Source organism: Actinoalloteichus hymeniacidonis, assembly GCF_014203365.1.
GTDB classification, from domain to species: domain Bacteria; phylum Actinomycetota; class Actinomycetes; order Mycobacteriales; family Pseudonocardiaceae; genus Actinoalloteichus_A; species Actinoalloteichus_A hymeniacidonis.
The window spans coordinates 1-24,144 of sequence record NZ_JACHIS010000001.1 but is presented as its reverse complement, the minus strand read 5'-3'; the positions used below and the strand labels follow the sequence as shown (position 1 = coordinate 24,144).

The 24,144-nt window shown below is 66.7% G+C and carries 21 protein-coding genes, 3 tRNA genes and 1 pseudogene; 15 read left to right on the top strand and 10 right to left on the bottom strand.

The window, feature by feature from the left end:
- Positions 1 to 88: 88 nt before the first annotated feature.
- The 3 genes from BKA25_RS00120 to rsmG form a co-directional block, all read right to left on the bottom strand.
- The gene (locus BKA25_RS00120; RefSeq protein WP_069853080.1) at positions 89 to 1,087 is read right to left on the bottom strand and encodes a ParB/RepB/Spo0J family partition protein; all 999 of its coding nucleotides are present in this window, start codon (positions 1,085 to 1,087) and stop codon (positions 89 to 91) included.
- On the bottom strand, positions 1,084 to 1,986 hold the full coding sequence (locus BKA25_RS00115) for a ParA family protein (RefSeq protein WP_069853082.1): 903 nt from the start codon (positions 1,984 to 1,986) through the stop codon (positions 1,084 to 1,086). Before BKA25_RS00115 ends, BKA25_RS00120 begins: the two co-directional genes overlap by 4 nt.
- A 150-nt stretch (positions 1,987 to 2,136) precedes the next feature.
- Positions 2,137 to 2,853, bottom strand: coding sequence for a 16S rRNA (guanine(527)-N(7))-methyltransferase RsmG (gene rsmG, locus BKA25_RS00110; protein ID WP_069853084.1), 717 nt, complete (start codon positions 2,851 to 2,853; stop codon positions 2,137 to 2,139).
- Between the two features lie 231 nt (positions 2,854 to 3,084).
- Here rsmG and coaA point away from each other — a divergent pair, with 231 nt between their 5' ends.
- A complete protein-coding gene (gene coaA / locus BKA25_RS00105) occupies positions 3,085 to 4,014 on the top strand; it encodes a type I pantothenate kinase (protein ID WP_069853085.1) in 930 nt (309 codons plus the stop codon).
- A gap of 88 nt (positions 4,015 to 4,102) precedes the next feature.
- Here the strand turns inward: coaA and BKA25_RS00100 are convergent, their stop codons facing one another.
- From BKA25_RS00100 to rpmH, 5 genes are all read right to left on the bottom strand, one after another.
- Positions 4,103 to 4,660: a Jag family protein gene (locus BKA25_RS00100; RefSeq protein WP_084643503.1), complete on the bottom strand. Its 558-nt coding sequence runs from the start codon at positions 4,658 to 4,660 to the stop codon at positions 4,103 to 4,105.
- A 76-nt stretch (positions 4,661 to 4,736) separates the two neighbouring features.
- Positions 4,737 to 5,828: a membrane protein insertase YidC gene (gene yidC, locus BKA25_RS00095; protein ID WP_069853087.1), complete on the bottom strand. Its 1,092-nt coding sequence runs from the start codon at positions 5,826 to 5,828 to the stop codon at positions 4,737 to 4,739.
- Positions 5,829 to 5,833: 5 nt separating this feature from the next.
- The gene (gene yidD / locus BKA25_RS00090; RefSeq protein WP_069853089.1) at positions 5,834 to 6,142 is read right to left on the bottom strand and encodes a membrane protein insertion efficiency factor YidD; all 309 of its coding nucleotides are present in this window, start codon (positions 6,140 to 6,142) and stop codon (positions 5,834 to 5,836) included.
- On the bottom strand, positions 6,139 to 6,612 hold the full coding sequence (rnpA, locus tag BKA25_RS00085) for a ribonuclease P protein component (RefSeq protein ID WP_069853091.1): 474 nt from the start codon (positions 6,610 to 6,612) through the stop codon (positions 6,139 to 6,141). Before rnpA ends, yidD begins: the two co-directional genes overlap by 4 nt.
- A 12-nt stretch (positions 6,613 to 6,624) precedes the next feature.
- Complete coding sequence (gene rpmH / locus BKA25_RS00080) at positions 6,625 to 6,762, bottom strand: 50S ribosomal protein L34 (RefSeq protein ID WP_069854206.1); 138 nt, start codon at positions 6,760 to 6,762, stop codon at positions 6,625 to 6,627.
- A gap of 671 nt (positions 6,763 to 7,433) precedes the next feature.
- Between rpmH and dnaA the strand changes: the two genes are divergently transcribed.
- From dnaA to BKA25_RS00030, 11 genes and pseudogenes are all read left to right on the top strand, one after another.
- Entirely contained in the window at positions 7,434 to 9,338 is a 1,905-nt protein-coding gene (dnaA, locus tag BKA25_RS00075) for a chromosomal replication initiator protein DnaA (RefSeq protein WP_069845588.1), read from the top strand.
- A 921-nt stretch (positions 9,339 to 10,259) separates the two neighbouring features.
- Positions 10,260 to 11,417: a DNA polymerase III subunit beta gene (dnaN, locus tag BKA25_RS00070; protein WP_069845590.1), complete on the top strand. Its 1,158-nt coding sequence runs from the start codon at positions 10,260 to 10,262 to the stop codon at positions 11,415 to 11,417.
- Positions 11,418 to 11,470: 53 nt separating this feature from the next.
- Positions 11,471 to 12,391, top strand: a complete 921-nt coding sequence (gnd, locus tag BKA25_RS00065) for a phosphogluconate dehydrogenase (NAD(+)-dependent, decarboxylating) (protein ID WP_084642319.1) — start codon at positions 11,471 to 11,473, stop codon at positions 12,389 to 12,391.
- A gap of 123 nt (positions 12,392 to 12,514) precedes the next feature.
- Entirely contained in the window at positions 12,515 to 13,678 is a 1,164-nt protein-coding gene (gene recF / locus BKA25_RS00060) for a DNA replication/repair protein RecF (RefSeq protein WP_069853094.1), read from the top strand.
- Positions 13,679 to 13,826: 148 nt separating this feature from the next.
- Positions 13,827 to 14,453 (top strand): DciA family protein, encoded by a 627-nt coding sequence (locus BKA25_RS00055; protein WP_375791839.1) that lies wholly within the window; start codon positions 13,827 to 13,829, stop codon positions 14,451 to 14,453.
- Between the two features lie 412 nt (positions 14,454 to 14,865).
- A complete protein-coding gene (gyrB, locus tag BKA25_RS00050; protein ID WP_069845591.1) occupies positions 14,866 to 16,833 on the top strand; it encodes a DNA topoisomerase (ATP-hydrolyzing) subunit B in 1,968 nt (655 codons plus the stop codon).
- Positions 16,834 to 16,883: 50 nt separating this feature from the next.
- Complete coding sequence (gene gyrA, locus BKA25_RS00045; RefSeq protein ID WP_069845593.1) at positions 16,884 to 19,436, top strand: DNA gyrase subunit A; 2,553 nt, start codon at positions 16,884 to 16,886, stop codon at positions 19,434 to 19,436.
- Between the two features lie 140 nt (positions 19,437 to 19,576).
- Positions 19,577 to 20,398, top strand: a complete 822-nt coding sequence (locus BKA25_RS00040) for a DUF3566 domain-containing protein (RefSeq protein ID WP_221312469.1) — start codon at positions 19,577 to 19,579, stop codon at positions 20,396 to 20,398.
- Positions 20,399 to 20,526: 128 nt separating this feature from the next.
- Positions 20,527 to 20,600, top strand: a tRNA-Ile gene (locus tag BKA25_RS00035).
- 77 nt (positions 20,601 to 20,677) lie between these two features.
- A pseudogene (locus tag BKA25_RS27120) lies at positions 20,678 to 20,794 on the top strand (DLW-39 family protein); the annotation flags it as partial.
- Positions 20,795 to 20,874: 80 nt separating this feature from the next.
- Positions 20,875 to 20,947 (top strand) — tRNA-Ala (locus tag BKA25_RS00030).
- Between the two features lie 270 nt (positions 20,948 to 21,217).
- Here the strand turns inward: BKA25_RS00030 and BKA25_RS00025 are convergent.
- Positions 21,218 to 21,685, bottom strand: coding sequence for a DUF1801 domain-containing protein (locus BKA25_RS00025; RefSeq protein WP_069853100.1), 468 nt, complete (start codon positions 21,683 to 21,685; stop codon positions 21,218 to 21,220).
- A gap of 213 nt (positions 21,686 to 21,898) precedes the next feature.
- Between BKA25_RS00025 and BKA25_RS00020 the strand changes: the two genes are divergently transcribed.
- Positions 21,899 to 21,970: transfer RNA gene (locus tag BKA25_RS00020), tRNA-Glu, on the top strand.
- A gap of 141 nt (positions 21,971 to 22,111) precedes the next feature.
- The gene (locus tag BKA25_RS00015; RefSeq protein WP_069845595.1) at positions 22,112 to 22,657 is read left to right on the top strand and encodes a DUF2020 domain-containing protein; all 546 of its coding nucleotides are present in this window, start codon (positions 22,112 to 22,114) and stop codon (positions 22,655 to 22,657) included.
- Between the two features lie 54 nt (positions 22,658 to 22,711).
- Here BKA25_RS00015 and BKA25_RS00010 read toward each other — a convergent pair whose 3' ends face one another.
- Positions 22,712 to 23,299 carry a hypothetical protein gene (locus BKA25_RS00010; protein ID WP_157420862.1) on the bottom strand — a complete coding sequence of 196 codons (588 nt, stop codon included), beginning with the start codon at positions 23,297 to 23,299 and terminating at the stop codon, positions 22,712 to 22,714.
- A gap of 93 nt (positions 23,300 to 23,392) precedes the next feature.
- On the opposite strand from BKA25_RS00010, the gene BKA25_RS00005 reads away from it, so the two are divergent.
- A complete protein-coding gene (locus BKA25_RS00005) occupies positions 23,393 to 23,947 on the top strand; it encodes a peptidylprolyl isomerase (protein ID WP_257786083.1) in 555 nt (184 codons plus the stop codon).
- Positions 23,948 to 24,144: the final 197 nt, after the last annotated feature.

Sequence of the window (24,144 nt, the reverse complement as noted above, 5' to 3'; positions counted from 1 at the left end):
GATTCGGATGGCCTCCGAGTCGCCGGCGAAGCCCAAGATTGATTCGTCACCGTGACGAAAAGCCCCGGTATGACCGGGTAGGACGCTTCTATGTCCGATTTGCCTGATCTTCCGCCATCATCGCCACAATGCGTTCGAGATCGTCCACCGAGCCGAACTCGACGACGATCCGCCCCTTCCGCCGGCCCAACTCGACCTTGACCCTCGTGTCGAAGGCGTTGGACAACCGGTCGGCCACGTCCTGGAGACCGGGTGCCTGCATCTGCTTCCGGGGGGCAGCCTTCGGCTTGGCGGGCTCATCGTCATGGCGGGACAGCCGGACGGCCTCCTCGGTCGAACGAACCGAGAGGCCCTCCCGGACGATGCGAGCCGCCAGGTCCTCTTGCGACTCGGCGTCGTCCAGACTCAACAACGCTCGGGCATGACCCGCCGAGAGGATGTTCGCCGCCACCCGGCGCTGCACCGGCAGGGGGAGGTTCAGCAGCCGGATGGTGTTCGTGATGACCGGACGGCTACGGCCGATCCGCGCAGCCAGCTCCTCGTGTGTCACGTGAAACTCTTCGAGAAGCTGTTGGTACGCCGCCGCCTCTTCCAAGGGGTTCAGCTGAACCCGATGGATGTTCTCCAGCAACGCGTCCCGCAGCATCGCGTCGTCCTTGGTGCGACGCACGATGGCCGGGATGTTCGGGATCCTGGCCCGCTGCGCCGCCCGCCAACGGCGCTCGCCCATGATCAGTTCGTACTTCGCGTCGTCGAGCTCGCGCACGACGATCGGCTGAAGCAGACCGAATTCCCGGATCGAGTGCTCCAACTCCTCCAGTGCGGATTCGTCGAAGACCTGCCGAGGCTGCTTCGGGTTGGGCGTGATCGATGCGATCGGCAGCTCGCGGTAGACCGCGCTGGCCGTCTCCTCCTTCAGGAGAGCATCGAGCTTCGCCTCGGCGACGCTGCTGCCCCGCACCGGTGGTCCAGCGAGCCGGTCCGTCCGGGGAGGGGCGCTCCTCGAATCGGCCGACTCGGTGGGCGGCGGGCCGCTGGGGATCAGCGCGGCAAGACCGCGACCGAGTCCCCCCCTGCGTTCGGTCATTTGTTCTCCAACTCGGCTCCCTTGACGGCGATCTCCCGAGCCGCGTCCAGGTAGCTCATCGCGCCACGAGAACCCGGGTCGTAGGTCAGCACCGTCTGTCCGAAGCCAGGCGCTTCGGAAACCTTGACGCTGCGCGGGATGACCGTCCGCAGTACGAGGTCGCCGAAATGCTGACGCACCTCGGCGGACACCTGGTCGGCAAGCTTGGTCCGACCGTCGTACATCGTGAGCAGGATGGTGGACACCCACAGCGAGGGATTGAGGTGCGCGCGCACCAGGTCGATGTTGTTCAGCAGCTGTCCCAAGCCCTCCAGCGCGTAGTACTCACACTGGATCGGAATCAGCACCTCGGGAGCGGCCACCAAGGCGTTCAACGTGAGCAGCCCCAGTGACGGCGGGCAGTCGATGAACACATAGTCGGCCTGCAACTGATCCAGCGCCTCGGGCGAGAGCGCCTCTTTCAGCCGCGATTCTCGGGACGCCATCGACACCAGCTCGATCTCCGAACCGGCCAGGTCGATCGTGGCGGGCACGCACACCAGGTTGTCGGATTGCGTGCTGACCGCCGCCGCATCGCTGATGCTGATCTCACCGAGCAACACCTCGTAGACCGAGGGCGCACCGGATCGGTGGTCGACACCGAGTGCGGTGCTCGCGTTCCCCTGTGGATCGAGATCGATGACGAGCACCTTCAACCCACGCAATGCCAGCCCAGCCGCGAGGTTCACCGTGCTCGTCGTCTTACCCACGCCGCCCTTCTGGTTGGCGACGGTGAGAATCCTCCGCCGGGCCGGGGGAGGCAGTGTCTCGCTCGGATGCAGCACCTTCGTCGCCCGCTCCGCCTCTTCGGCGATGGGCGTCCAGGAGGAAAGCTGATGGTGATCCCTCGGGGAACTCAACGGTGCGACCCTCCTCGGAACGCCGAAGACACCACTGTTCGGCGTTGTTTCACGTGGAACATGCCGTGCTTGCTCCGATCTGCGCCAGAGGTCATCGTGCCCACTCGGTCTCACAGTTGAGCCGGTCGAGACGATCGACCTACGAATCCGTCACCGATCTTTCCTGGAGTTTCGTCGGGTGTCACGGCTCTTGGTGGCATTACCGCGCTCAACCACAATCACCGTCGTGGCATCGGCCACGATCCCCGATCCGCAGGAGGCCACCTCCTGCCTGGCACCCCCGATCGCCGTCACCGCAGACTTGTCTCTGGCCAACTCCTCGTGCGCCGAGGCGCCCTTCAGCGCGAGCAGCACACCGCCCGGCCGCAGCAACGGCAGTCCCCAGCCCGCCAACTTCGCCAGCGGCGCCACCGCCCGGGCGGTGACCACATCGAAGTCCCGCAGTCGCTTCCGCACCCCGGGCTCCTCGGCTCGTCCTCGAACCACGGTCGTCGTCAGCCCGAGTTCCGCCACGACTTCTTCCAGCCAGGCGACCCGGCGGGCCATCGGCTCAAGCAGTGTCAGACGAAGGTCGGGACGAGCGATCTGCAGCGGAATGCCCGGCAGCCCCGCACCGGACCCGACGTCCACGACTCGGCAACCGGCGGGCATCAGTTCGCCGACGACCGCGGAGTTGAGCACATGCCGGCTCCAGAGCCGATCCACCTCGCGGGGACCGATCAACCCTCGCTCGACCCCATGTTCGGTGAGCAACTCGACGAAGCGTCGCGCCAGTGGCAACGCCGCTCCGAATACCCGGGTCGCCGCTTCAGCCACCGCCTCGGGTTCGTCGCTTGTGGTGGGGGAGTCCGCGCTGGGGTTCGTCATGCCGCCTATCCATTGGTCTGACGTTTCACGTGAAACGTGGCCGGAAAGCCAAGCGATCAGCTCGGGTGCGCCTGCCACCACGCAGGCCATGTTTCACGTGAAACGCGCGGCGCCGGTACGCGCCGAGTCGCTCGATGACAGTGTCCCGCATGGATTGCCCAAGGAGGCAAGCACCGCGCCGATAGCTCACATCATGTCGCATCCGCCGAGCCGGGAACGCACACTGCAAGGGTGCGATCGACGACCTTAGACACTTCGCCCTATGTCGAGCTGAACCGCGACCTCTGGCGAGGGCTTCGTGATGCCACCCCGCTGCCACTGACCGACGACGAACTCGCCGGAATGCGCAGCCTTGGCGACGCGATTTCGCTGCAGGAGGTAGCCGACATCTACCTCCCACTATCGCGACTCATCAACCTCCAGGTGGCCGCGCACCAAGCTCTGCACGCGACCACGACCCGATTCCTTCGGGAGCCGAGCATTCGAACGCCGTTCGTCATCGGCATCGCGGGAAGTGTCGCCGTGGGAAAAAGCACGACGGCCCGAATCCTGCGGGCGCTGCTGGCCCGCTGGCCGGACCATCCGCGAGTCGATCTGGTGACCACCGACGGGTTCCTGCTGCCGACCGCCGAACTCGAACAGCGCGGACTACTCAAGCGCAAGGGCTTCCCGGAGAGCTACGACCGCCGAAGTCTGCTGCGGTTCCTGGTGGACGTGAAGTCCGGTCGCTCCGAGGTACGAGCGCCGGTGTACTCGCACCTGAGCTACGACATCGTGCCGGGGGAGCACCAGCTGGTCCGGCAACCCGACATCCTGCTCATCGAAGGACTCAACGTCCTGCAGCCCGGCCCGAGCCTCGCCGTCTCCGACTTCTTCGACTTCTCGATCTATGTCGACGCGCGACTGGCAGATCTCCGGAAGTGGTACGTCGACCGGTTCCTGACCTTGCGCCGCACCGCCTTCTCCCGCAGCGACTCGCACTTCCATCGCTACGCCGATCTGGACGACGAGGCGGCGCGCCGGATCGCCACCGACCTCTGGACCGGAATCAACGAACCGAACCTCATCGAGAACATCGCGCCGACCCGAGCGCGCGCCACCCTCGTTCTACAGAAGGGCAGCGATCACTCCATCCACCGCGTTCGACTCCGCAAGCTCTGACGGCGCGAGCCACCCGGACAACAGCGAACGGCCCCGTCGGAAAGACGGGGCCGTTCTCTGTTTCACGTGAAACGTCAGCGAGTCCGAGTCAGTCGGCGGGGAGGACCACCACGCGACGCTGCGGCTCCTCGCCCTCGCTCTCGCTGCGGGTGCCCGCGACAGTCGCCACCGCGTCGTGCACCACCTTGCGCTCGAACGGCGTCATCGGGTGCAGCCGGACCGCCTTGCCGGAATCGCGGACCTGCTCGGCACTGGTCCGGCCCAACTCGGCGAGCTCGGCCCGACGCTCCGCCCGCCAGCCCGCGACGTCGAGCATCAACCTGCTCCGCACGCCGGTGGCCTGTTGGACGGACAGCCGGGTGAGCTCCTGCAGCGCTTCGAGCACGGCGCCCTTGGTGCCCACCAGCCGCTCCAGATCCTCACCGCCCTCGATGCTGACGACCGCCCGACCCGCCTCGACATCGAGGTCGATGTCACCGTCGTAGTCCAGCAGGTCCAGGAGTCGCTCCAGATAGTCGCCCGCGATGTCGCCCTCGCGAACCAGCAACTCCTCGCTGCTCTCTGCGGCGCGGACAGCCGCGTCGCCATTCTGTTCGGCCGCGTCGACCTCTTGGTCGACGCCGGTCACCTGCGCGGTGTCCGACACCGGCCTCTCCTCTCCGTGAGTCTGTCCAGCAGACGAGCTGTGTGTGCGACGGGGTGGGTCGCACGTCGAAGTCGCCTCAACGACGCTTCTTGGATTTCTTCTTCGAGCTGGAGCTCTGTTGCACCGGATCGGTCACCCCGTTGCGGCTCGCTGCCCCGGCCCCGGAATCGTTGGACCCCTTGGAGCTCGTGCCACTCGACTCGACCTTGCCGTTCGACGCGGCCTTCTGCTCCTGGGCGCCGCCTGACTTCGGCACCTGAGCGCCGCCTGCCGCGTTCTGCGGCTTGGCACCGGCGGCCGGACGGCGGTTCTTCGCTGCTGCCGACTTCGGCTTCTGTCCCGGCTTGGGCGCCAGCGCCTGCCGCGAGGCCTCCGCCTTGGCGTCGGCCTCCGCCTTCTTCTTGGTTTCCTCGCGGTCGATCCGACGGTAGATGAGGTGCTGCTGAGCCAGCGTCCAGGTGTTGTTGCTCAGCCAGTAGACCAGGATCGCGATCGGGAAGAAGGGACCACCGAACAGCACGAAGAGCGGGAAGACCCACAGCATCAGCTTGTTCATGACGGCGGTCTGCGCGTTCGAGGTCGCCGAGGGGTTCATCGCCTGGCGCTGAACGGAGTGCCGCGCCGTGAAGTGCGTGGCGATGCTGGCGATGATCGCGAGCGGGATGGCGACCAGCGCCATGCTTGTGACGCTGGCCCCGAGCACCGGGTCGGCGAGCGTGCCGGACAGCGGCGCACCGAAGAGGGTCGCGGCGCGGTAGGAGGCGACCTCGGCCTCGCCGAACACGTAGACGGTGTCGTGGATCGCGAACCACCGCAGCACGTGGAACAGACCGATGAACACCGGCAGCTGGACCAGCGCGGGCAGACAGCCGCCGAGCGGGTTCACCCCGTGCTGAGACTGCAGCTTCTGCATCTCCATCGCCATCTTCTGGCGATCGTTGGAGTACTTCTCTCTCAGCTTTTGAATCTGCGGAGCGAACTCCTGCATCTTCCGCATCGACCGGACCTGGCTGATGGCGGGCTTCAGCAGCAGCAATCGCAGGGTGAAGACCAAGAAGACCACGGAGAGCGCCCACGCGACCCCGCTGTCAGGGCCCAGGACGAACCCGAAGACCCGATGCCAGAACCACATGATGGCTGACACCGGGTAGTAGATGAAGTTGAGCACGGAAGCTACTCCTCGGCGCGTTTGTCGTTGGTCACCATGGTCTCCTCGGACGGAGGTCGACGAGGAGGAACGGGGTCCAGCCCACCTGCGTGCCATGGACCGCAGCGGCCGAGCCTGCGCAGGGTCAACCAAATGCCCCGCGCGGCGCCATGAACGGTCAACGCCTCGACGGCGTAAGCACTACAGGTCGGGTAGAAGCGACAACTGGCCGGCAACAGCGGGGAGATCCACCGCTGATAGGCCCGCACCGGTAGCAGGAGCACACGACTGACCGGCCCGGCGCGCTTGGCGTCCGCCGACCGATCGTCGTTCACTTGCCACCTGCCTGCTGCTCGGTGCCGACTCTGGGTTCGGCCGGAGTCTCGGCGACCGCTGCGACGGTGATACCGAGCCGCCGGAATGCCCGATCGACGTCGGACGCGAGCTGGTCGCTGGTCGACGACGCTGCGGGCGGCAAGGCTCGAACCACCACATCGGTGCCGGGCGGCAGCGCGCCCAGGCGAGCACGAAGAACATGGCGAAGCCGACGGGAGACCCGGTGGCGAACCACGGAATCACCCACCGCTTTGCTCACGACAAAACCCACCCGAGCACTGCCTGCCCGGGTGGGGGTCGAGCGCTGACCGCTGGCCATGGCTGCCTCCGCTGTGGTGGACGTGCTGTCGTCTGGACGCAACGCTGCCAGCACGTGCACGACGACTCGCGGTCGTCCCGCCCGACGTCCCCGCCGGACCACCGTGGAGAAGTCCTGACTCCGAGTCAGCCTGGCCGCCGACGGAAGCACGGCCTGCGTGGATCAGGCCGACAGCTTCTCGCGGCCCTTGCGCCTGCGCATGGCGAGGATGGCGCGGCCGGCGCGGGTGCGCATGCGCAGCCGGAACCCGTGGGTCTTGGCCCGGCGACGGTTGTTCGGCTGGAAGGTGCGCTTGCTCACGGTCGTGTCTCCCGGTTTCACTACAGCTAGGGTCTGCGGTCTTCCCCCAGCGAATGCTCGGCGGCAACGGCGGCGCGAACGCGGACCTTCACCGCCACAACCCATGTCGACTCACACCTACAACCTGGCGCGAGGCACAGGGTGACGCGGTGCGAAAGACCAGAGTACGTGACGCCGGGCGATAGACCGCATGAGACTACGTGGTGGAGTCGGCAGAGCCCAAACCGGGACGGTTCGCCCGCCTGGGTGTTGATCAAGGACCGGGCTGGATACGGTACGCTCCCCAACCACAGACACCCCTTATTCGATCGGCATGCCACGCCGATCGCTCCGAATCTCACCCGACCGCGCGGGCCGCCTTGTGGCTGAGCCCGCCGCTTGTTAGCGTGCCCATCTCCCGGACCGACGCCGGAGCCCCGCACGTTCGACGAGACTCCTCTCCAGGGCCGCCTCAGCCATCCCGGTGGGCCCCAGCGGGGGATCGGTCTTCGCTTCGTCGTACCTTCATGCACAGCTTGTGGACAACCCTGTGGATTGTCGGCTCGGCCGTGCACACCTCGGCGTCAACACGGTCGGTTCGTCTCCGCGGGCCGATCGTCGAGGGACGGCGATCAGGCACAGGCACCCGCTATGAGGGCGGGGCAGCGTGGTGAGGGGAGGGGAGCACGTCGGTGGCCGACCACCAGGCCGATCTCGGAGTTGTCTGGAATCAGGTGGTGCAGGAACTCTCGTCCAGCACCCTCTCGCCATTGCATCGCGCGTGGATTCGAGACACCAGGCCGATCGGTCTCCTCGATGGGATCGCGCTGCTCGCCGCGCCGAGTGAGTTCGCCAAGGACGCGATCGAGCGCACGCTTCGAGTCCCCATCGCCGATGCGCTCTCCCGATATCTCGACCGGCAGGTCACCCTCGCGGTGAAGGTCGACGAGATCAGACCGCAGTCCTTCACGCTTCCTCAGCCCGATCCGCTGTCGGATCCGCTGGCCTCGGAGGCGCCCACCCCGCCGCAGGGTTTCGAACGGCCGATCGTCGATCCCGCCGAACTCCCCGGCCGCGACCGTCCGGCACCGATGCCGCCGTCGATGGCGTGGACACCGCCGCCGAGCAGATTCGCCCCCGGCTACGGCCGAGGCCAGGGCGAACCGCCGAGACTCGATGGACCGGGTAGACCGACACACTTCGAGACGCTGCCCTTCGAGTCCATCCCCTTCGACCGGCCGTCGTTCGACGGCGGCGGCTACGACCAGCTCGAGTTCGAGGGCCATCGGGGCGAACACGCTGGTCAGGCCCCGATCCCGGACGTCCTGTCCGCCCCGCATCCGACTCCGGTCGAGGAGAGTCAGGAGTCCGAGGGCCCCGAGATCGAGCCGCACGAGGATGGCGACGGCGACGATCAGGAACCGCATCCCGACTCCGGCGAGGCATGGCAGGGCTTCACTCCTCCTCCACAGACCCAGCACCCCCCGCCGCCCAATGGCGGCGGCCAAGCGCACGGGCACAACGAGGCTTACACAGCACCCCGACACGGACCGCCCAGCTCGCAGACCAGGCTGAACGCCAAGTACAACTTCGACACCTTCGTCATCGGTGCCTCGAACCGGTTCGCACATGCCGCGGCCGTCGCCGTCGCCGAGGCCCCGGCCAGGGCGTACAACCCACTGTTCATCTGGGGTGAGTCCGGGCTCGGCAAGACCCACCTGTTGCATGCGGTCGGGCACTACGCCCAGCGGCTGTTCCCGGGGATGCGGGTTCGGTACGTCTCCACCGAGGAGTTCACCAACGACTTCATCAACTCGCTGCGCGATGACCGCAAGGTGGCCTTCCAGCGCCGCTACCGCGATGTCGACGTGCTGTTGGTGGACGACATCCAGTTCTTGGAGGGCAAGGAGGGAACTCAGGAGGAGTTCTTCCACACCTTCAACACCCTGCATAACTCCAACAAGCAGATCGTGGTGTCCTCGGACCGGCCGCCGAAGCGGCTGGAGACCTTGGAAGACCGACTGCGCACCCGGTTCGAGTGGGGCCTGATCACCGACATCCAGCCACCGGAGCTGGAGACGCGGATCGCCATCCTGCGGAAGAAGGCCGCGCAGGACCGGTTGGCGGCGCCCGCCGAGGTGTTGGAGTTCATCGCGGCGCGCATCGAGCGCAACATCCGAGAGTTGGAAGGCGCCCTGATCAGGGTGACGGCCTTCGCCTCGCTCAACCGGCAGCCGGTGGACGTGCAGCTGGCCGAGATCGTGCTGCGGGATCTGATCCCGGATTCGCATGCCCCCGAGATCACCGCCTCGACGATCATGGCCGTGACGGCGAACTTCTTCAATGTCGGGATAGACGACCTCTGCGGCCCCGGCAAGACCAAGGCATTGGCGCAGGCCCGGCAGATCGCCATGTATCTGTGCCGGGAGCTGACCGACCTGTCGCTGCCGAAGATCGGGCAGACCTTCGGCGGTCGGGACCACACCACGGTCATGCATGCCAACAAGAAGATCCGCAAGGAGATGGCCGAGCGGCGACGCATCTACGACCAGGTGCAGGAACTGACCTCACGCATCAAGCAGCGCGCGAGGAGCTGACGGCGCGGCTCTAATCGGGCTCGCGCCCGGTGCGGACGCTACAACGCCACCCACATCGTGTTCGCCTGCCCGGCATCCGCCCGGCAGTACAGCAGTACAGACCGCAATGAAGCGGTCGAGCTCCAGCGCGCCGGGCCGACCGGAGCGCCCCATCGAGAGCCCCGCGTCCAGCTGGGGCGGTGCGTAGGCCCGGTGAGTACGCCCGGGGCCCAGGACGGAGTCCTCGAACGGCCATCGACACGCCGAACGGCGTCGACAGGCCGGAGAACCCGGAAAATCGCTGAGAAATTTTTGGTCCGGTGGGCGCCGATGGGCCGTGACCTGCCCAAAAAAGCCTCGGATTAGAGTTGTCCACAGCCACGATCGGGCGAGATCCACAACACGTCATGCCTGTGCAGCACCTGGTGATAACTACCCCCAGATCTGGGGACAGAAATGTGCACAACCTGGCTCCCCTGTGGACAGATCGACAAGGCCTCGAAGTTGTCCACCGAACGCCTCAGTTGTCCACCGGTTGATCCACTGGTTCACACACAGGGTGACGGGGCATGTGAGCAGCGAAAACGAGGGTTATCCCCACAATCCACAGCCCTTACTACGATCACTGTCTTTTTCTTCTAAGAGAGAAGAAGAAGAAAAACAGGGGGTGGGGACAGCTCGCCGAACCACACGCCGAAAAACCTCCCGAAGCGCCGGCCCCACTCACGGGCACCGGCCCGGAGGCTCTACGGTGGTGTCCCCACTGGCTCTACGTTGGTGTCCCCGCCTGGGGCTGCCACACCTCCTCGCCCGATCGAGCCCGGCCATCGACGGCGAGCATGCTCGGCAGCAGCTTCGGTGAGCCACTTGTGCGCCGCCGCTGTCTGACCTGGTCACGCTCGGTCGGCTGCCCAAGATCGCAGCGGCATGAAAGGACGCCTGATGAAGATCCGAGTCGAGCGTGACGGTCTCGCCGACGCCGTCGCCTGGGTAGCCAGGAGCCTGCCGTCCCGGCCACCGATCCCGGTCCTCGGCGGTGTGTTGCTCGATGCGGGCCACCCCGATGCGATCGGCGAGGAGCCGGACGAGACCGAGCGCACCCTGACGGTCTCCGGTTTCGACTACGAGGTCTCGGCTCAGGTCGGAGTCCCCGCGACGGTGGTCACCCCCGGGCGGACGCTGGTGTCGGGGCGACTGCTCGCCGACATCACCAAGGCGTTGCCGAACCGTCCGGTGGACATCACCGTCGACGGCTCCCGCGCCACGATCGCCTGTGGCAACTCACGATTCACCCTCCCGACCATGCCGGTCGAGGACTACCCGCAGCTTCCGGAGATGCCGGGCCTCGCGGGCAGCGTGCTCGGCGAGACCTTCGGCGAGGCGGTGTCGCAGGTCGCGGTCGCGGCGGGCAAGGACGACACCCTGCCGATGCTCACCGGCGTCCGCGTCGAGATCCAGGCCGACCGGATGACCCTGGTCGCGACCGACAGGTTCCGGCTCGCGGTGCGCGACTTCACCTGGGAGTCCAACGACGCCGACATCGACACCTCGGTGCTGGTACCGGCCAAGACCCTGGCCGAGGCGGCCAAGACCCTCGGCGGCGCGGGCAACAAGGTCGAGCTGTCCCTGGCCTCGGGCGATGGTCTGCTCGGCCTGGCGGGCTCTGGGCGGCGCACCACCACCCGCCTGTTGGACGCCGACTTCCCGAAGTACCGGCAGCTGCTGCCCGACGAGCACAACGCCAGCGCGATCGTCGAGGTCGCCCCGCTGGTCGAGGCGATCAAGCGCGTGTCGCTGGTGGCCGAACGCGGTACCCAGGTCCGGTTGGAGTTCAGCGAGTCCAGCCTGCGGCTGACTGCAGGCGGCGACGACGAGGGCAGCGCCGAGGAAGAGCTGCCGATCCAGCTCGACGGCGAGCCGTTGACCATCGCGTTCAACCCGGGATACCTGCTCGACGGCCTCGGCGTCATGCGGACCGATCGCGCCCACCTGTCCTTCACCGTGCCGACTCGGCCCGCGCTGATCAAGCCGGTCAACGACGAGGGCGCGGTCATCGAGGGCTACCTGTACCTCTTGATGCCGGTGCGGTTGCCCGGCTGATCCACCGGCGGTTGCCGGGTTTGTCAGAGCTTCGTCAGCAGGGGAGGACTTCGGTGAGAATCGGTCTGGTCGGTCTCGGCAAGATGGGCTTCAACATGCGCGAGCGGCTACGTCGCGCGGGACACGAGGTGGTCGGCTACGACCGGAATCCTCGGGCCAGCGACGTGGCCAGCCTTGCCGACATGGTTGCCGAGCTGACCGGTCCCCGAGTCGTGTGGCTGATGGTGCCCGCCGGAGAACCGACCAAGCAGGCGGTGGCCGAACTCGCCGAGCTGTTGTCGGCGGGCGACCTGATCATCGAGGGCGGCAACTCCCGCTACACCGATGACCGCGAGCACGCGAGCACCCTCGCCGAGCACGGCATCGACTACCTGGACTGCGGGGTCTCCGGCGGAGTGTGGGGGCTGGAGGTCGGTTACGGCCTGATGGTCGGCGGCGATGCGGCCGTCGTCGAGCGGGTCATGCCCATCTTCGATGCCCTGCGTCCGGAGGGCCCTCGCGAGGAGGGATTCGCCCACGCGGGCGGCGTCGGGGCCGGTCATTACGCGAAGATGGTGCACAACGGCATCGAATACGGCCTGATGCAGGCCTATGCGGAGGGCTTCGAGCTGTTGGATGCCGCTCCCGAGGTGACCGATGTGCCCGCCGTGCTCAAGGCATGGAGCCGGGGAACCGTCGTCCGGTCCTGGTTGCTGGACCTGCTGATCAAGGCATTGGAATCCGATCCGGAACTCGATGACCTCCGAGGCTATGTGGAGGACTCGGGCGAAGGCCGGTGGACCGTCGAGGAAGCACTCAACCACGCGGTTCCCGCACCGGTGATCTCCGCCGCGCTGTTCGCGCGATTCGCCTCGCGCCAGCCCGATTCCCCCGCGATGCGGGCGGTGGCGGCGCTGCGCAACCAGTTCGGCGGCCACGCCGTGCAGAACGCGGGCCCGACGTCCGGCGCCGGTCGGGTAACCGACAACGCGTAAGACGAGACGTGCTGGGCGGGGGATTCCTCTCGCCCAGCCAGCCGGACGCTGCTCACCAGGTCCTTCGTCTCGACCGTCGCAATTCTCGACCGTCCGAGAAGTGCCCACCGGATGACGGAGCTCATGCATCTACGCCATCTCCAGGTCACCGATTTCCGATCCTGGCCCCAGCTTGATCTGAGCCTGGAGCGGGGCCCGACCGTGTTGCTCGGTGCCAACGGTCAGGGCAAGACCAATCTCATCGAGGCCGTCGGCTACCTGTCCAGTCTCGGTTCGCATCGGGTCGCGGCCGATGCGCCGCTGGTCCGGCAGGGCACGAACCGCGCCGTGGTGCGTGGTGCGGTGGTCAACGAGGGCCGGGAACTGCTGGTCGAGGTCGAGATCACTCCGGGGCGGGCGAATCGGGCGCGGGTGAATCGGGCGCCGGTACCCAGGCCACGGTCGGTGTTGGGAATCCTGCGCACGGTGTTGTTCGCGCCGGAGGACCTCACGCTGGTCCGGGGCGATCCGTCCGATCGACGGCGGTTGCTCGACGAGCTGTTGACGGCGCGGGCACCTAGGTTCGCCGGGATCCGGGCCGATTACGAGAAGGTGCTGCGGCAACGCAGTGCGCTGTTGAAATCCGCGGGTGCACTGCGTGGCCGTGGCCGGTCGCGTTCCGGTCGGTCCGAGCCGGAGCCACTCGGCGACGCGATCGCGACGTTGGATGTCTGGGACTCCCGACTGGCGCATTTCGGTGCGGCGTTGTTGGCTGGTCGCTTCGAACTGGTGGCGGATCTGGGGCCGTTGGTCGCCGAGTCCTACGCCATGGTGGCGCCCGAGTCAGCGGAGGCATCGTTGCGTTATCGCTGCTCGGTGGAGGGATTGGACCCGGCGGGCCTCTCGGTGGCGGAGCTGGAGGCGGCGCTGCTGGCCGAGCTCGGCCGGGTCAGGTCCAAGGAACTCGAGCGCGGTGTCTGTCTGGTCGGCCCGCATCGGGACGAACTGGACTTGGCGCTCGGAGCGCTGCCTGCGAAGGGCTATGCCAGCCACGGCGAGTCGTGGTCTTTCGCGTTGGCGCTGCGGCTGGGTGCCTACGAACTCCTGCGCGCCGATGGCGGGGAGCCGGTGCTGCTCCTGGACGACGTGTTCGCCGAGCTGGACGAACGACGGCGCGGCAGGCTGGCCGCGGTCGCGTCCGACGCGGAGCAGGTGTTGATCACCGCCGCCGTGGCCGCCGATGTGCCGCCGGAGTTGGCGGGCGTTCGATACCGGGTGCGAGACGGGGAGGTGCGACGTGACGACTGAGCGATCAAGAGACCTGACTCAGCACCGTCGACCACACGGTATGGGTGATCTCGGGCCGACGACCCCCATATCTGGGGATAACCCTGTGGATGGTGTGGATAACTCACGTTGGGCGGACGCCGACGCGGGCCGGTCGCCTCGACGGAGCGTGCCCGAGGTCACAGTGTCGGATTTCGCAGGTGCGAAGCCGTCGGCGGCGCGTGATACCCCGGTCGACGCCGAATTCGCGGCGAACACCTTCCCGGCGAAGACGTCGCCGACCGATGCGGCACCGCCGACGGGAGTGGATCTCGCCCGGGCCAGTCTCGCTGCGGCGCGCGCGGCCGCGAAGGCCAAGGGGCGGTCTCCCCGGCAGCAGACCGGCAAGCGCAGCTCGCGGGCGGGTCGACGTCGTACCTGGTCCGGGCCTCGTCCCGACGATCGCGACCCGCAGCCGTTGGGCAGGCTCGCGTCCCGCCTGGCGACGGAACGTGGCTGGTCGGACGGCCTGGCGGGTGGCACGGTCTTCAGTCGTTGGGCCCGGGTGGTCGGCGCGGACGTGGCCGAGCACAGCAAACCGATCGCGCTGCACGATGGCGAACTCACGGTGCAGGCCGATTCGACGGCCTGGGCGACCCAGCTTCGCCTGCTGCAACCGCAGCTGTTGACCCGGATCGGCTCCGCCGCAGGTCCCGGTGTGGTGCGCCGACTGAAGGTGCAGGGTCCGGCGGCGCCGAGTTGGCGGTACGGGCCGAAGCATGTTCCGGGGCGAGGTCCGAGGGACACCTACGGCTGAGTGGTGCCCGCCTGCCACCCCGCGATGCCCGACATGATCTTGTTGAGGCGGACGCGCCCGCGCAACGCTGCCGGGCGTAACCAGAGGAACACAGACGGCTGACCCTTGTGGGCCTTGGCCCCTGGCCGGGGCCGAGCCGGCCGCCAGACCGAACTACTGACCGGAAGGGTTGCCGATCGCAGCCCGTTCCGCTTCGATGGCTCTGCGAGGATTCTAGAGGTGTCCTTGGGGCACTCCTGACGTACCGGCCCAGTAGAATCGATGGCGAACGTGTTCTCGCCCGGTCTGCTCCGGGCGGACGGCAGGCCGAAGGCCGACCCTTCGAACGGGTCGGGTCGGGCGTGGTTCCCCTTTTTCGACCGCACCGGATCACCCTGTGCGGAAGGGCCGTATTGAGGAGACTTCGAAGCTCGTGGCAGCGAAGAAGAACGAGTACAGCGCATCATCAATCACCGTCCTCAAGGGCCTGGAAGCGGTCCGAAAGCGCCCGGGCATGTACATCGGCTCGACGGGGGAGCGCGGACTGCACCACCTCGTTCAAGAGGTGGTCGACAACGCGGTCGACGAGGCGATGGCCGGCTACGCGACCAGGGTCGAGGTCACGCTGCGCGCCGACGGCGGGGTACGGGTGGTCGACGATGGTCGAGGCATCCCCGTCGAGATGCACCCCATGGAGGGCAAGCCGACCGTCGAGGTCGTGCTGACCCAGCTGCACGCGGGCGGCAAGTTCGACGGCGATTCCTACGCGGTCTCCGGTGGTCTGCACGGTGTCGGCGTCTCGGTCGTCAACGCGTTGTCGACGAAACTCGAGGTCGAGATCCACACCGGCGGCCGGATGTGGACGCAGCGCTACGTGCAGGCCGAGCCCGGCGAGCTCATGGATGTCGGCCCCACCGACCGGACCGGCACCTCGGTGACCTTCTGGGCGGACCCGGAGATCTTCGAGACCACCACGTACAACGTGGAGACGGTGTCGCGCAGGCTCCAGGAGATGGCGTTCCTGAACAAGGGGCTGACCATCCGGTTGCGCGACGAGCGGGTCGCCGAGGGCGAGGAGCAGGTCGACGCCGAGGGCCAGCAGGCCAAGCCGAAGGAGCGGGTCTTCCACTACCCGGGTGGTCTGGAGGACTTCGTTCGCCACATCAACGCCACTCGCGAGGCGGTGCACCGCAAGGTCATCTCCTTCGAGGCCAAGGGCACCGGCGTCGAGGTCGAGGTGGCGATGCAGTGGAACACCGGCTACACGCCGTCGGTCTACACCTTTGCCAACACCATCAACACCCATGAGGGCGGTACCCACGAGGAGGGCTTCCGCGCCGCGCTGACCAGGGTCGTCAACGAATACGCGCGCGACAAGAAGCTGCTCAAGGAGAAGGACAGCAACCTCACCGGCGACGACGTCCGGGAAGGGTTGGCGGGCATCGTCTCCATCAAGCTCGCCGAACCGCAGTTCGAGGGACAGACCAAGACCAAGCTGGGCAACAGCGAGGCCAAGTCGTTCGTCCAACGGACCTGCAACGAGCAGCTCGCCGACTGGTTCGAGCGCCACCCCAACGAGGCCAAGGCGATCGTGAGCAAGGCGGTCTCCTCGGCGCAGGCCAGGATGGCGGCCCGCAAGGCCCGCGAACTCGTCCGCCGCAAGGGCGCGCTGGACATCGGCGGGCTGCCGGGCAAGCTCAAGGACTGCCAGTCGCGCAAGCCGGAGGAGTGCGAGCTCTACATCGTGGAGGGCGACTCCGCGGGTGGCTCGGCCAAGGAGGGTCGCGAGTCGCGATTCCAGGCGATCCTGCCGATCCGTGGCAAGATCATCAACGTCGAGAAGTCGCGGCTCGACCGGGTGTTGAAGAACAACGAGGTGCAGAGCCTGATCACCGCGTTGGGCACCGGCATCCACGATGAGTTCGACATCAGCAAGCTTCGGTACCACAAGCTCGTGATCATGGCCGACGCCGACGTCGACGGGCAGCACATCCGGACGCTGCTGTTGACCTTCGTCTTCCGATTCATGCGTCCGCTCATCGAGGGCGGGCACGTCTACATCGCGCAGCCCCCGCTTTACAAGATCAAGTGGCCGCGCGGCGAAGCCCAGTTCGCCTACTCCGACCGGGAGCGGGACGGGCTCATCGAGCAGGGCGCCGCCGCAGGCCGCAGGCTTCCCAAGGACGACGGCATCCAGCGTTACAAGGGACTCGGCGAGATGAACGCCGATGAACTGTGGGAGACGACGATGGACCCGGCCCATCGGCTTCTGCTCCAGGTCACCCTCGACGATGCAGCCACCGCCGATGAGCTGTTCAGCGTGCTCATGGGCGAGGACGTGGAAGCGCGTCGCGCGTTCATCACCCGCAACGCCAAGGATGTCCGCTTCCTCGACGTCTGAGTCGTCGTCGTTTCCGAAGACACGCATACGTCCCCACACGAAGGACTTCAATGACCGAGACCCTGCCGCCGGAGGGCGACCGTATCGAGCTGGTCGACATCCAGCAGGAGATGCAGCGCTCCTACATCAACTATGCGATGAGCGTCATCGTCGCCAGGGCGTTGCCCGACGTGCGCGACGGGCTCAAGCCGGTGCATCGTCGAGTGCTCTACGCCATGTACGACTCCGGATATCGTCCGGATCGGGGTTACGTCAAGTGCTCGCGCGTAGTGGGCGACGTGATGGGCAACTACCACCCGCACGGCGACTCGTCGATCTACGACACCCTGGTGCGACTCGCTCAGCAGTGGTCGATGCGGCATCCGTTGGTCGATGGTCAGGGCAACTTCGGTTCGCCCGGTAACGACCCGGCCGCCGCCATGCGGTACACGGAGAGCAGGCTCACCCCGTTGGCCATGCAGATGCTGGCCGACATCGAAGAAGACACCGTCGACTTCTCCGACAACTACGACGGTCGTACCCAGGAACCGGACGTTCTCCCGTCGCGAGTGCCGAACCTGCTGGTCAACGGCGGTAGCGGCATCGCGGTCGGCATGGCGACGAACATCCCGCCGCACAACCTGCGGGAGGTGGCCGACGGCGTCGTCTGGGCGCTGGAGAACTGGGAAGCCTCCGATGAGGAGACCCTGGCCGCGCTGATGCAGCGGATCAAGGGACCGGACTTCCCGACCAAGGGTCTGATCCTGGGCACCTCCGGCATCGAGGATGCCTACCGCACCGGCCGGGGCTCGATTCGAACCCGCGCCGTCGTGGAGATGGAGGAGGATGCCAAGGGTCGAGCGGTGCTGATCGTCACCGAGCTGCCCTACCAGGTGAACCCCGACAATCTCGTCGAGGGCATCGCCGCTCTGGTGCGCGATGGGAAGCTCAGCGGCATCGCCGACATCGCCGACGAGTCGAACCAGCGTCGCGGCATGCGGATCGTGATCACCCTCAAGCGGGACGCGGTCGCCAAGGTGGTGCTGAACAACCTCTACAAGCACACCCAGCTGCAGAACTCGTTCGGCGTCAACATGCTCGCCCTGGTCGACGGGGTGCCCCGCACGCTGCGGCTCGACCAGATCATCCGGCACTACGTGCGCCACCAGGTCGAGGTCATCGTCCGCCGGACGCGGTTCCGGTTGCGCAAGGCCGAGGAGCGGGCCCACCTGTTGCGCGGCCTGGTCAAGGCGCTCGACGCGCTCGACGAGGTCATCGCCCTCATCCGCCGGTCGGACACTCCCGACGTGGCGCGGACCGGTTTGATCGAACTGCTCGACATCGACGAGGCACAGGCCAACGCCATCCTCGAGATGCAGCTGCGCCGGTTGGCAGCCCTGGAGCGGCAGAAGATCATCAAGGAACTCGCCGACATCGAGCGCGAGATCGCCGATCTGCAGGACATCCTCGATCGTCCGGAGCGGCAACGGAAGATCATCTGCGACGAACTGAAGATCGTGGTCGACAAGCACGGCCAGGACCGGCTGACCAGGGTCATCCCCTACGACGGCGAGGTCGCCGTCGAGGATCTGATCGCGGTCGAGGACGTGGTCGTCACGATCACCAGGACCGGATACGCCAAGCGCACCCGCACCGATCTCTATCGGGCGCAGAAGCGCGGCGGCAAGGGCGTGCAGGGCGCGGCGCTCAAGCAGGACGACATCGTGGCGCACTTCTTCGTGTGCTCGACCCACGACTGGATCCTGTTCTTCACCAACAAGGGACGGGTCTACCGCACCAGGGCGTTCGACCTGCCGGAGGCCAGCCGCAACGCCAGGGGACAGCACGTCGCCAACCTCCTGGCCTTCCAGCCTGACGAGCACATCGCCCAGGTGATGCAGATCAAGGACTACACCGCGGCGCCGTACCTGGTGCTGGCCACGAAGAAGGGCCTGGTCAAGAAGTCTCGGTTGTCCGACTTCGACTCGAACCGCTCCGGCGGTCTGATCGGCGTCAATCTGCGTGACGACGACGAGCTGGTCGGCGCGGTGCTCTGCTCCGATGAGGACGACCTGTTGTTGGTCTCGGCCGAGGGACAGTCGATCCGGTTCCACGCCACAGACGAGGTTTTGCGGCCGATGGGCCGGGCAACCTCAGGCGTGCTCGGGATGAGGTTCAACGAGGGGGACGAACTCTTGGCGATGGGTGTGGTGCGCGAAGACCGCTTCGTCCTGGTGGCGACGGACGGCGGTTATGCCAAGCGCACTCCCATCGACGACTACCCCGTCCAGGGTCGGGGCGGAAAGGGTGTGCTGACGATCCAGTACGACCGTAGGCGTGGCAGGCTGGTCGGCGCGCTCATCGTCGACCTCGCCGATGAGCTGTACGCCATCACCTCCACCGGCGGCGTGATCCGCACGACCGCCAAGGAGGTCAGGAAGGCAGGCAGGCAGACCAAGGGAGTCCGGCTGATGAACCTCGGCGACGGCACCACCCTGCTCGCGGTTGCGCGGAATGCGGAAGAGGCCGCCGATCCCGATGCCGCCGGAGACGACACGGCGCGGCAGAACCTGGTGGCCGGATCCCCTGACCAGACTGCGTCGGCCGGGAAGGACCAGCCATGAGTTCGCCAGGCAACTCCGATTCGGCCTCTGGCACCGACCAACAGTCGCCGGACTCGGAGAAGACCTCATTCATGACGACTCTGGACGCCAAGAGCGAAAAGAGTGAGGGCGGCGACCAAGCGAAGATCAAGGCGACCGATCTGGGGTCCCCAGCATCGGCCGCGAAGACCGACACCGCCTCGACCAGCTCGGCGACGGGCGCGGGTTCGGGGTCGACGACGGGAACGAAGCCTGCGGCGAAGTCCGAGTCCAGATCGGACACCCCGCAGGTCGAGACCCCGGCCGCCGCTCCGCCGTGGCAGCGCACGACCGTGGCGGAGCAGCCGTCGGCCGCTCAGTCTCCTGACGCGGTGAAGCCATCCGGGTACTCTGCGAGTGGGGCACCCGCAGGCCCATCGATGGGCGCGGGGGGAGGCGAGGCGACGACCATGACCCAACCCGTAGGTAGTGGTCAGCAGGCTGGCGGCCTCGGCCGCACGGCCGTGACCTTCCCAGCAGGCAGCGTTCGTCCGCCCGGCTCGGCGCCGGGGCAGACTCCCGGTTCTCAGACGCCGCCTCGGCCGGTCGGTGGTTCACCGAGCGGGGCGAGTAGACGTCCCGGCCGCGGACCTCGGCGGGCGAGTCTGCAGATCAAGCGGATCGATCCGTGGTCTGTGCTCAAGCTCACACTTGTCTTGTCGCTGGCGATGTTCGTCGTCTGGCTGATCGCCGTCGGGGTCCTCTACGGGGTTCTGGACGGCATGCAGGTGTGGGATCAGCTCAACGGCACCTACAACGACCTGGCCGGTGAGAGCGCGGACGCCGCTCTGATCAGCGCCGGAAGGGTCTTCGGTGTCGCGGCGATCATCGGTGCGGTGAACATCGTGCTCTTCACTGCTCTGGCCACAGTGGGCGCCTTCGTCTACAACGTCTCGGCCGACCTGGCGGGCGGCATCGAGGTCACGCTCTCCGAGCGGGACTGAGGCGAAAACGGCCTAGGGCTTGCTGACCAGGTGATTCAGTCGCGAACAGTGGATCGCGCACCCTGAACAGGTAGCCGGTTTGGGTGCGGTGGGAGGCGTGCGGTACGCTCCTTCCATCGCACCCACGGGGGCCTATAGCTCAGGCGGTTAGAGCGCTTCGCTGATAACGAAGAGGTCGGAGGTTCAAGTCCTCCTAGGCCCACCGCACATGATGATCTTCGATGAATCTCAGGCCCGTTCGGGCCATTGTGCGCCACATTCTTGAGGAGGCGATTAAAGGTGAAGAAGCTGCTTGCACTCGCCGCTGTGGCTGGAGTCGTGCTGCTGCTCGTCCGCCGCAACCGTTCCGCGAAGGCGGAGGCGGACCTGTGGCGCGAGGCAACCGCACCCAGCGAGGGCTGAGTCGCGTAGTACTCGGCTAGCGCTCAGGCGCTAGCCGATCGGGTCGGGAGGATGCGAGTCCTCCTCGCTCGAACGGGGACGTAGCTCAATTGGTAGAGCGCCGCCTTTGCAAGGCGGAGGTCAGGGGTTCGATCCCCCTCGTCTCCACCGGAGACCAGCGCTGTCGAACTGGCAGGCTTGAGGTCCGAATTCCGTTTCGCCGCTCCTTCTTCGAGCGTGAGTCCTTCGAAACGCCGGTAAGAGATTCGAACGGCGCGGCCGTGCCCGGTCCTGACGATGTAGATGTCGATGTCCGGGCTGGCGATATCGTCGAAATCCGATCGAATCGGAAATACTCGGCCAAAAGCGGCAGCACGAGTGTCGTCAACACCCTGTAAATGGGATGCGAACGCTCGCGCCGACCGCCCCCGCACGATGTCAATTCGCTGTTCGGCGCACCGCCTGCTTGACGAGATCGCCGATCGCGGCCAACGCTTCCTTCGTCGGCTCACTCAACGCGTAAGAGGTCGGCCAGAGGCTGCTGGGATCGTCCAGATCGGCCTGTGTGCTGAATCCGAACGTCGAATAGCGTTCCTTGTCCATCTGCCCGCTGCGAAAGAAGCACAGCACCTTGCCGCCCTGGGTGTAGCCCGGCTGCCCGTAATACAGTTTCGGCGCCAATTCGGGGGCCGCCTCGGTCACGGTGGCGTGCACGCGTTCGGCCAGCAGCCGATCCGTCTCGGGCATCTCCGCGATCTTCGCCAGGACGTCCGCTTTGTCCGTCGCCGCCTTGTCCGCATCGCGGGCACGTCGCGCCTCGGCCTTGAGCTCGGCGGCCCTGCTCTTCATCGCCGCGCGTTCCTGCGCGGAGAACCCGTCTGCGGACTTCGATCCCTTGTCGGCCATCTGCCTCTCCCACTCCCGTGCCGTCGTCCAACCTGGTGGATCCACCATAGGAAGGGCCGATTGTCGGCGCTTCTCGATTCCTGACCGACCGTGATGGCGATGCTGCCGTTCAGCGCATGCCGGTTCCGGGAAAAGCGATGGCGAGTGCCGGGCAGAGTTATAAGATCGAATCCGCAGCGGTGCTCACCCCGGTAGGAGTTACCGGAGGCGACTGGGAACGTAGTTTAAGTGGCAGAATACCGCCCCTTCACGGCGGAGGTTGGGGTTCGAATCCCCCCGTTCCCCCTGCTGACCGCCGGTTCTGGCGATTGAACGTGCTCTGCTGCGTGGAAGCCTGCATGTCCCGATCCGGCGATCATGCTTCGAATGCAGCGGCCTGCGACCCGGTGCCGAGTCGTTTCGGCGGGTGGTCGATTATCGCCAGCTATGAAGAACTCGGTTCTCATCGCCGTCCTGTTGGCGAGCGCTGCGGTCGTCTCGGGTTGTTCCAACCAGGATGCGCAGACCCAACCCGGCTCCACCGAAACGACGACATCGACGACGATCGTCACCGATGACGGCGCACCACCGCCGCCGGTGGAGCCCGTTGCCGACGGACCCTGTCCGTATCTGGACGCCACCGTCGTGGAGCAGGTCAACGGCCAGCGCCTCGGCGATATTCGAATCGGCGACGACGAGCCGCACCCGTCCTGCTTCTTCGGCAGACCGGATGGCAGTGACCAGTTAACCGTCCGGGTGTTCGTGGGGGAGCCGCAGACGGCCAAGGCGCTGGTCGACGAGCAGGCCCCGGTGGACGATTCGCAGCTGGCCGAGGTCGAGGGCGGCTGGAGCGGCGGACGCACCAGCGGCGAGGACGGCTCGGTGTTCGCGGTCTGGAAGGACGAGACGGCCGTGGTCGTGTGGACCAACCAGCAGCAGAGCTACCCGGCGCAGGCAGTCGTCGAGGAGGTCATCACCGGTCTCGCGCTGTAGAACGCCGAACGAGGGCGGGGATCAGCTCCCGCCCTCGTTCGTTCTGCTTGCCCGCTAGCTGCGGTTCGTGGCATCCCCATCGACGGATGCCGGCTTGTCGGCACGATGCGAGGGAGAGGATCCGTTGCGGCTTACGGTCTCGTTCGACTCCCGGCCGCTGCTGTGCATCGCATCGTTGGAGTCGAAAGCCTCGTCGACGGCGATGGTGTCGACCTCGGGTCGCTTGCTCAGGACGTAGGCCGCCCCACCCAGTGCGATCAAACCGAGCACCCAGGGCCAGCGCCTGCGCTTACGGGCTCCGGCGAGCTGCTTCTCCAGCTCTCGTCGGGCCGACTTCCCTGCCTTGCGCAGGTCTCGGCCGGTGCGAGCCTGTTGCTTGCGCAGCTTCTTCTTGTTACTGGCCACCGTGATCTTCCCCTGTCGGGCTTTGCTTTCGATGAGTTCCGCGAGCTGCTGGGGTGTGAGCCGACGCTCGGCAAGCTGTGCCTCGGCACTGCGGGCCGCTTTCCTGGCCGCTTTGACGGTCGCCTCGGTACCTGCCTTGCTCGCTCGTTGCGCGCCTTCGCGGACGGTTCTCACACCGCTGCCCATCGCCCTGCCGACGGATTCTCCCGCCGCGGCCATTGCTCTCACCTCGTCCACGATTGCCTCCGGAACCTTGTTGACGGACGTGATGCCGCCAAACCCATACTGCCCCTTCGCCGGGGGTCTCGCTGAAGATGGCACGATGGTTGCGTGGCTGACAGTAATGAGACGCTGGTCGGAAGCAAGCTCGTTGCCATCCTTGAGACTTCGATGGGTGACATCAAGATCAACCTGCTGCCCGATCACGCACCCAAGACCGTGGCGAACTTCGTCGGACTCGCCGAGGGAACCAAGGACTACTCCGAGCCGAACGCGCAGGGGGAGCGCTCCGGACCGTTCTACAACGGCTCGATCTTCCACCGGGTCATCGACGGCTTCATGATCCAGGGCGGCGACCCGACCGGCACCGGTCGTGGCGGCCCCGGCTACAAGTTCGCCGACGAGTTCCACCCGGAGCTCCAGTTCAACAAGCCCTACCTGTTGGCGATGGCCAACGCGGGTGCGAACACCAACGGCTCGCAGTTCTTCGTGACCGTGGGCCCGACCACGCACCTGAACTTCAAGCACACCATCTTCGGCGAGGTGGCGGACCAGGACTCCCGCACGGTCGTCGACAAGATCGCGCACACCTCGACCGGTGCAGGCGACCGGCCGACCACCGATGTCGTCATCAAGACGATCAAGATCGAGCGCGGGGAAGGCTGATCATCCAGATGACGGCCCGGAGCGTGCGGGTGGCGTGGTGACCACGCCACCTGGGCAGCATCCTGGATCCGGCAGCGAGGGGACGCCCTCGCTGCCGGGCTGTGTGCGGCACCCGGATCGTGCCACCGGGTTGAGTTGCACTCGATGTGGACGCCCGGCCTGTCCGGAGTGTCTGCGTGATGCGTCGGTCGGTTCGC

Coding starts and splice junctions, on each gene's coding strand:
- BKA25_RS00120 (WP_069853080.1), bottom strand. CDS start 1,087: ATGACCGAACGCAGGGGGGGACTCGGTCGCGGTCTTGCCGCGCTGATC.
- rsmG (WP_069853084.1), bottom strand. CDS start 2,853: ATGACGAACCCCAGCGCGGACTCCCCCACCACAAGCGACGAACCCGAG.
- dnaN (WP_069845590.1), top strand. CDS start 10,260: ATGAAGATCCGAGTCGAGCGTGACGGTCTCGCCGACGCCGTCGCCTGG.
- recF (WP_069853094.1), top strand. CDS start 12,515: ATGCATCTACGCCATCTCCAGGTCACCGATTTCCGATCCTGGCCCCAG.
- gyrA (WP_069845593.1), top strand. CDS start 16,884: ATGACCGAGACCCTGCCGCCGGAGGGCGACCGTATCGAGCTGGTCGAC.
- BKA25_RS00025 (WP_069853100.1), bottom strand. CDS start 21,685: ATGGCCGACAAGGGATCGAAGTCCGCAGACGGGTTCTCCGCGCAGGAA.
- BKA25_RS00015 (WP_069845595.1), top strand. CDS start 22,112: ATGAAGAACTCGGTTCTCATCGCCGTCCTGTTGGCGAGCGCTGCGGTC.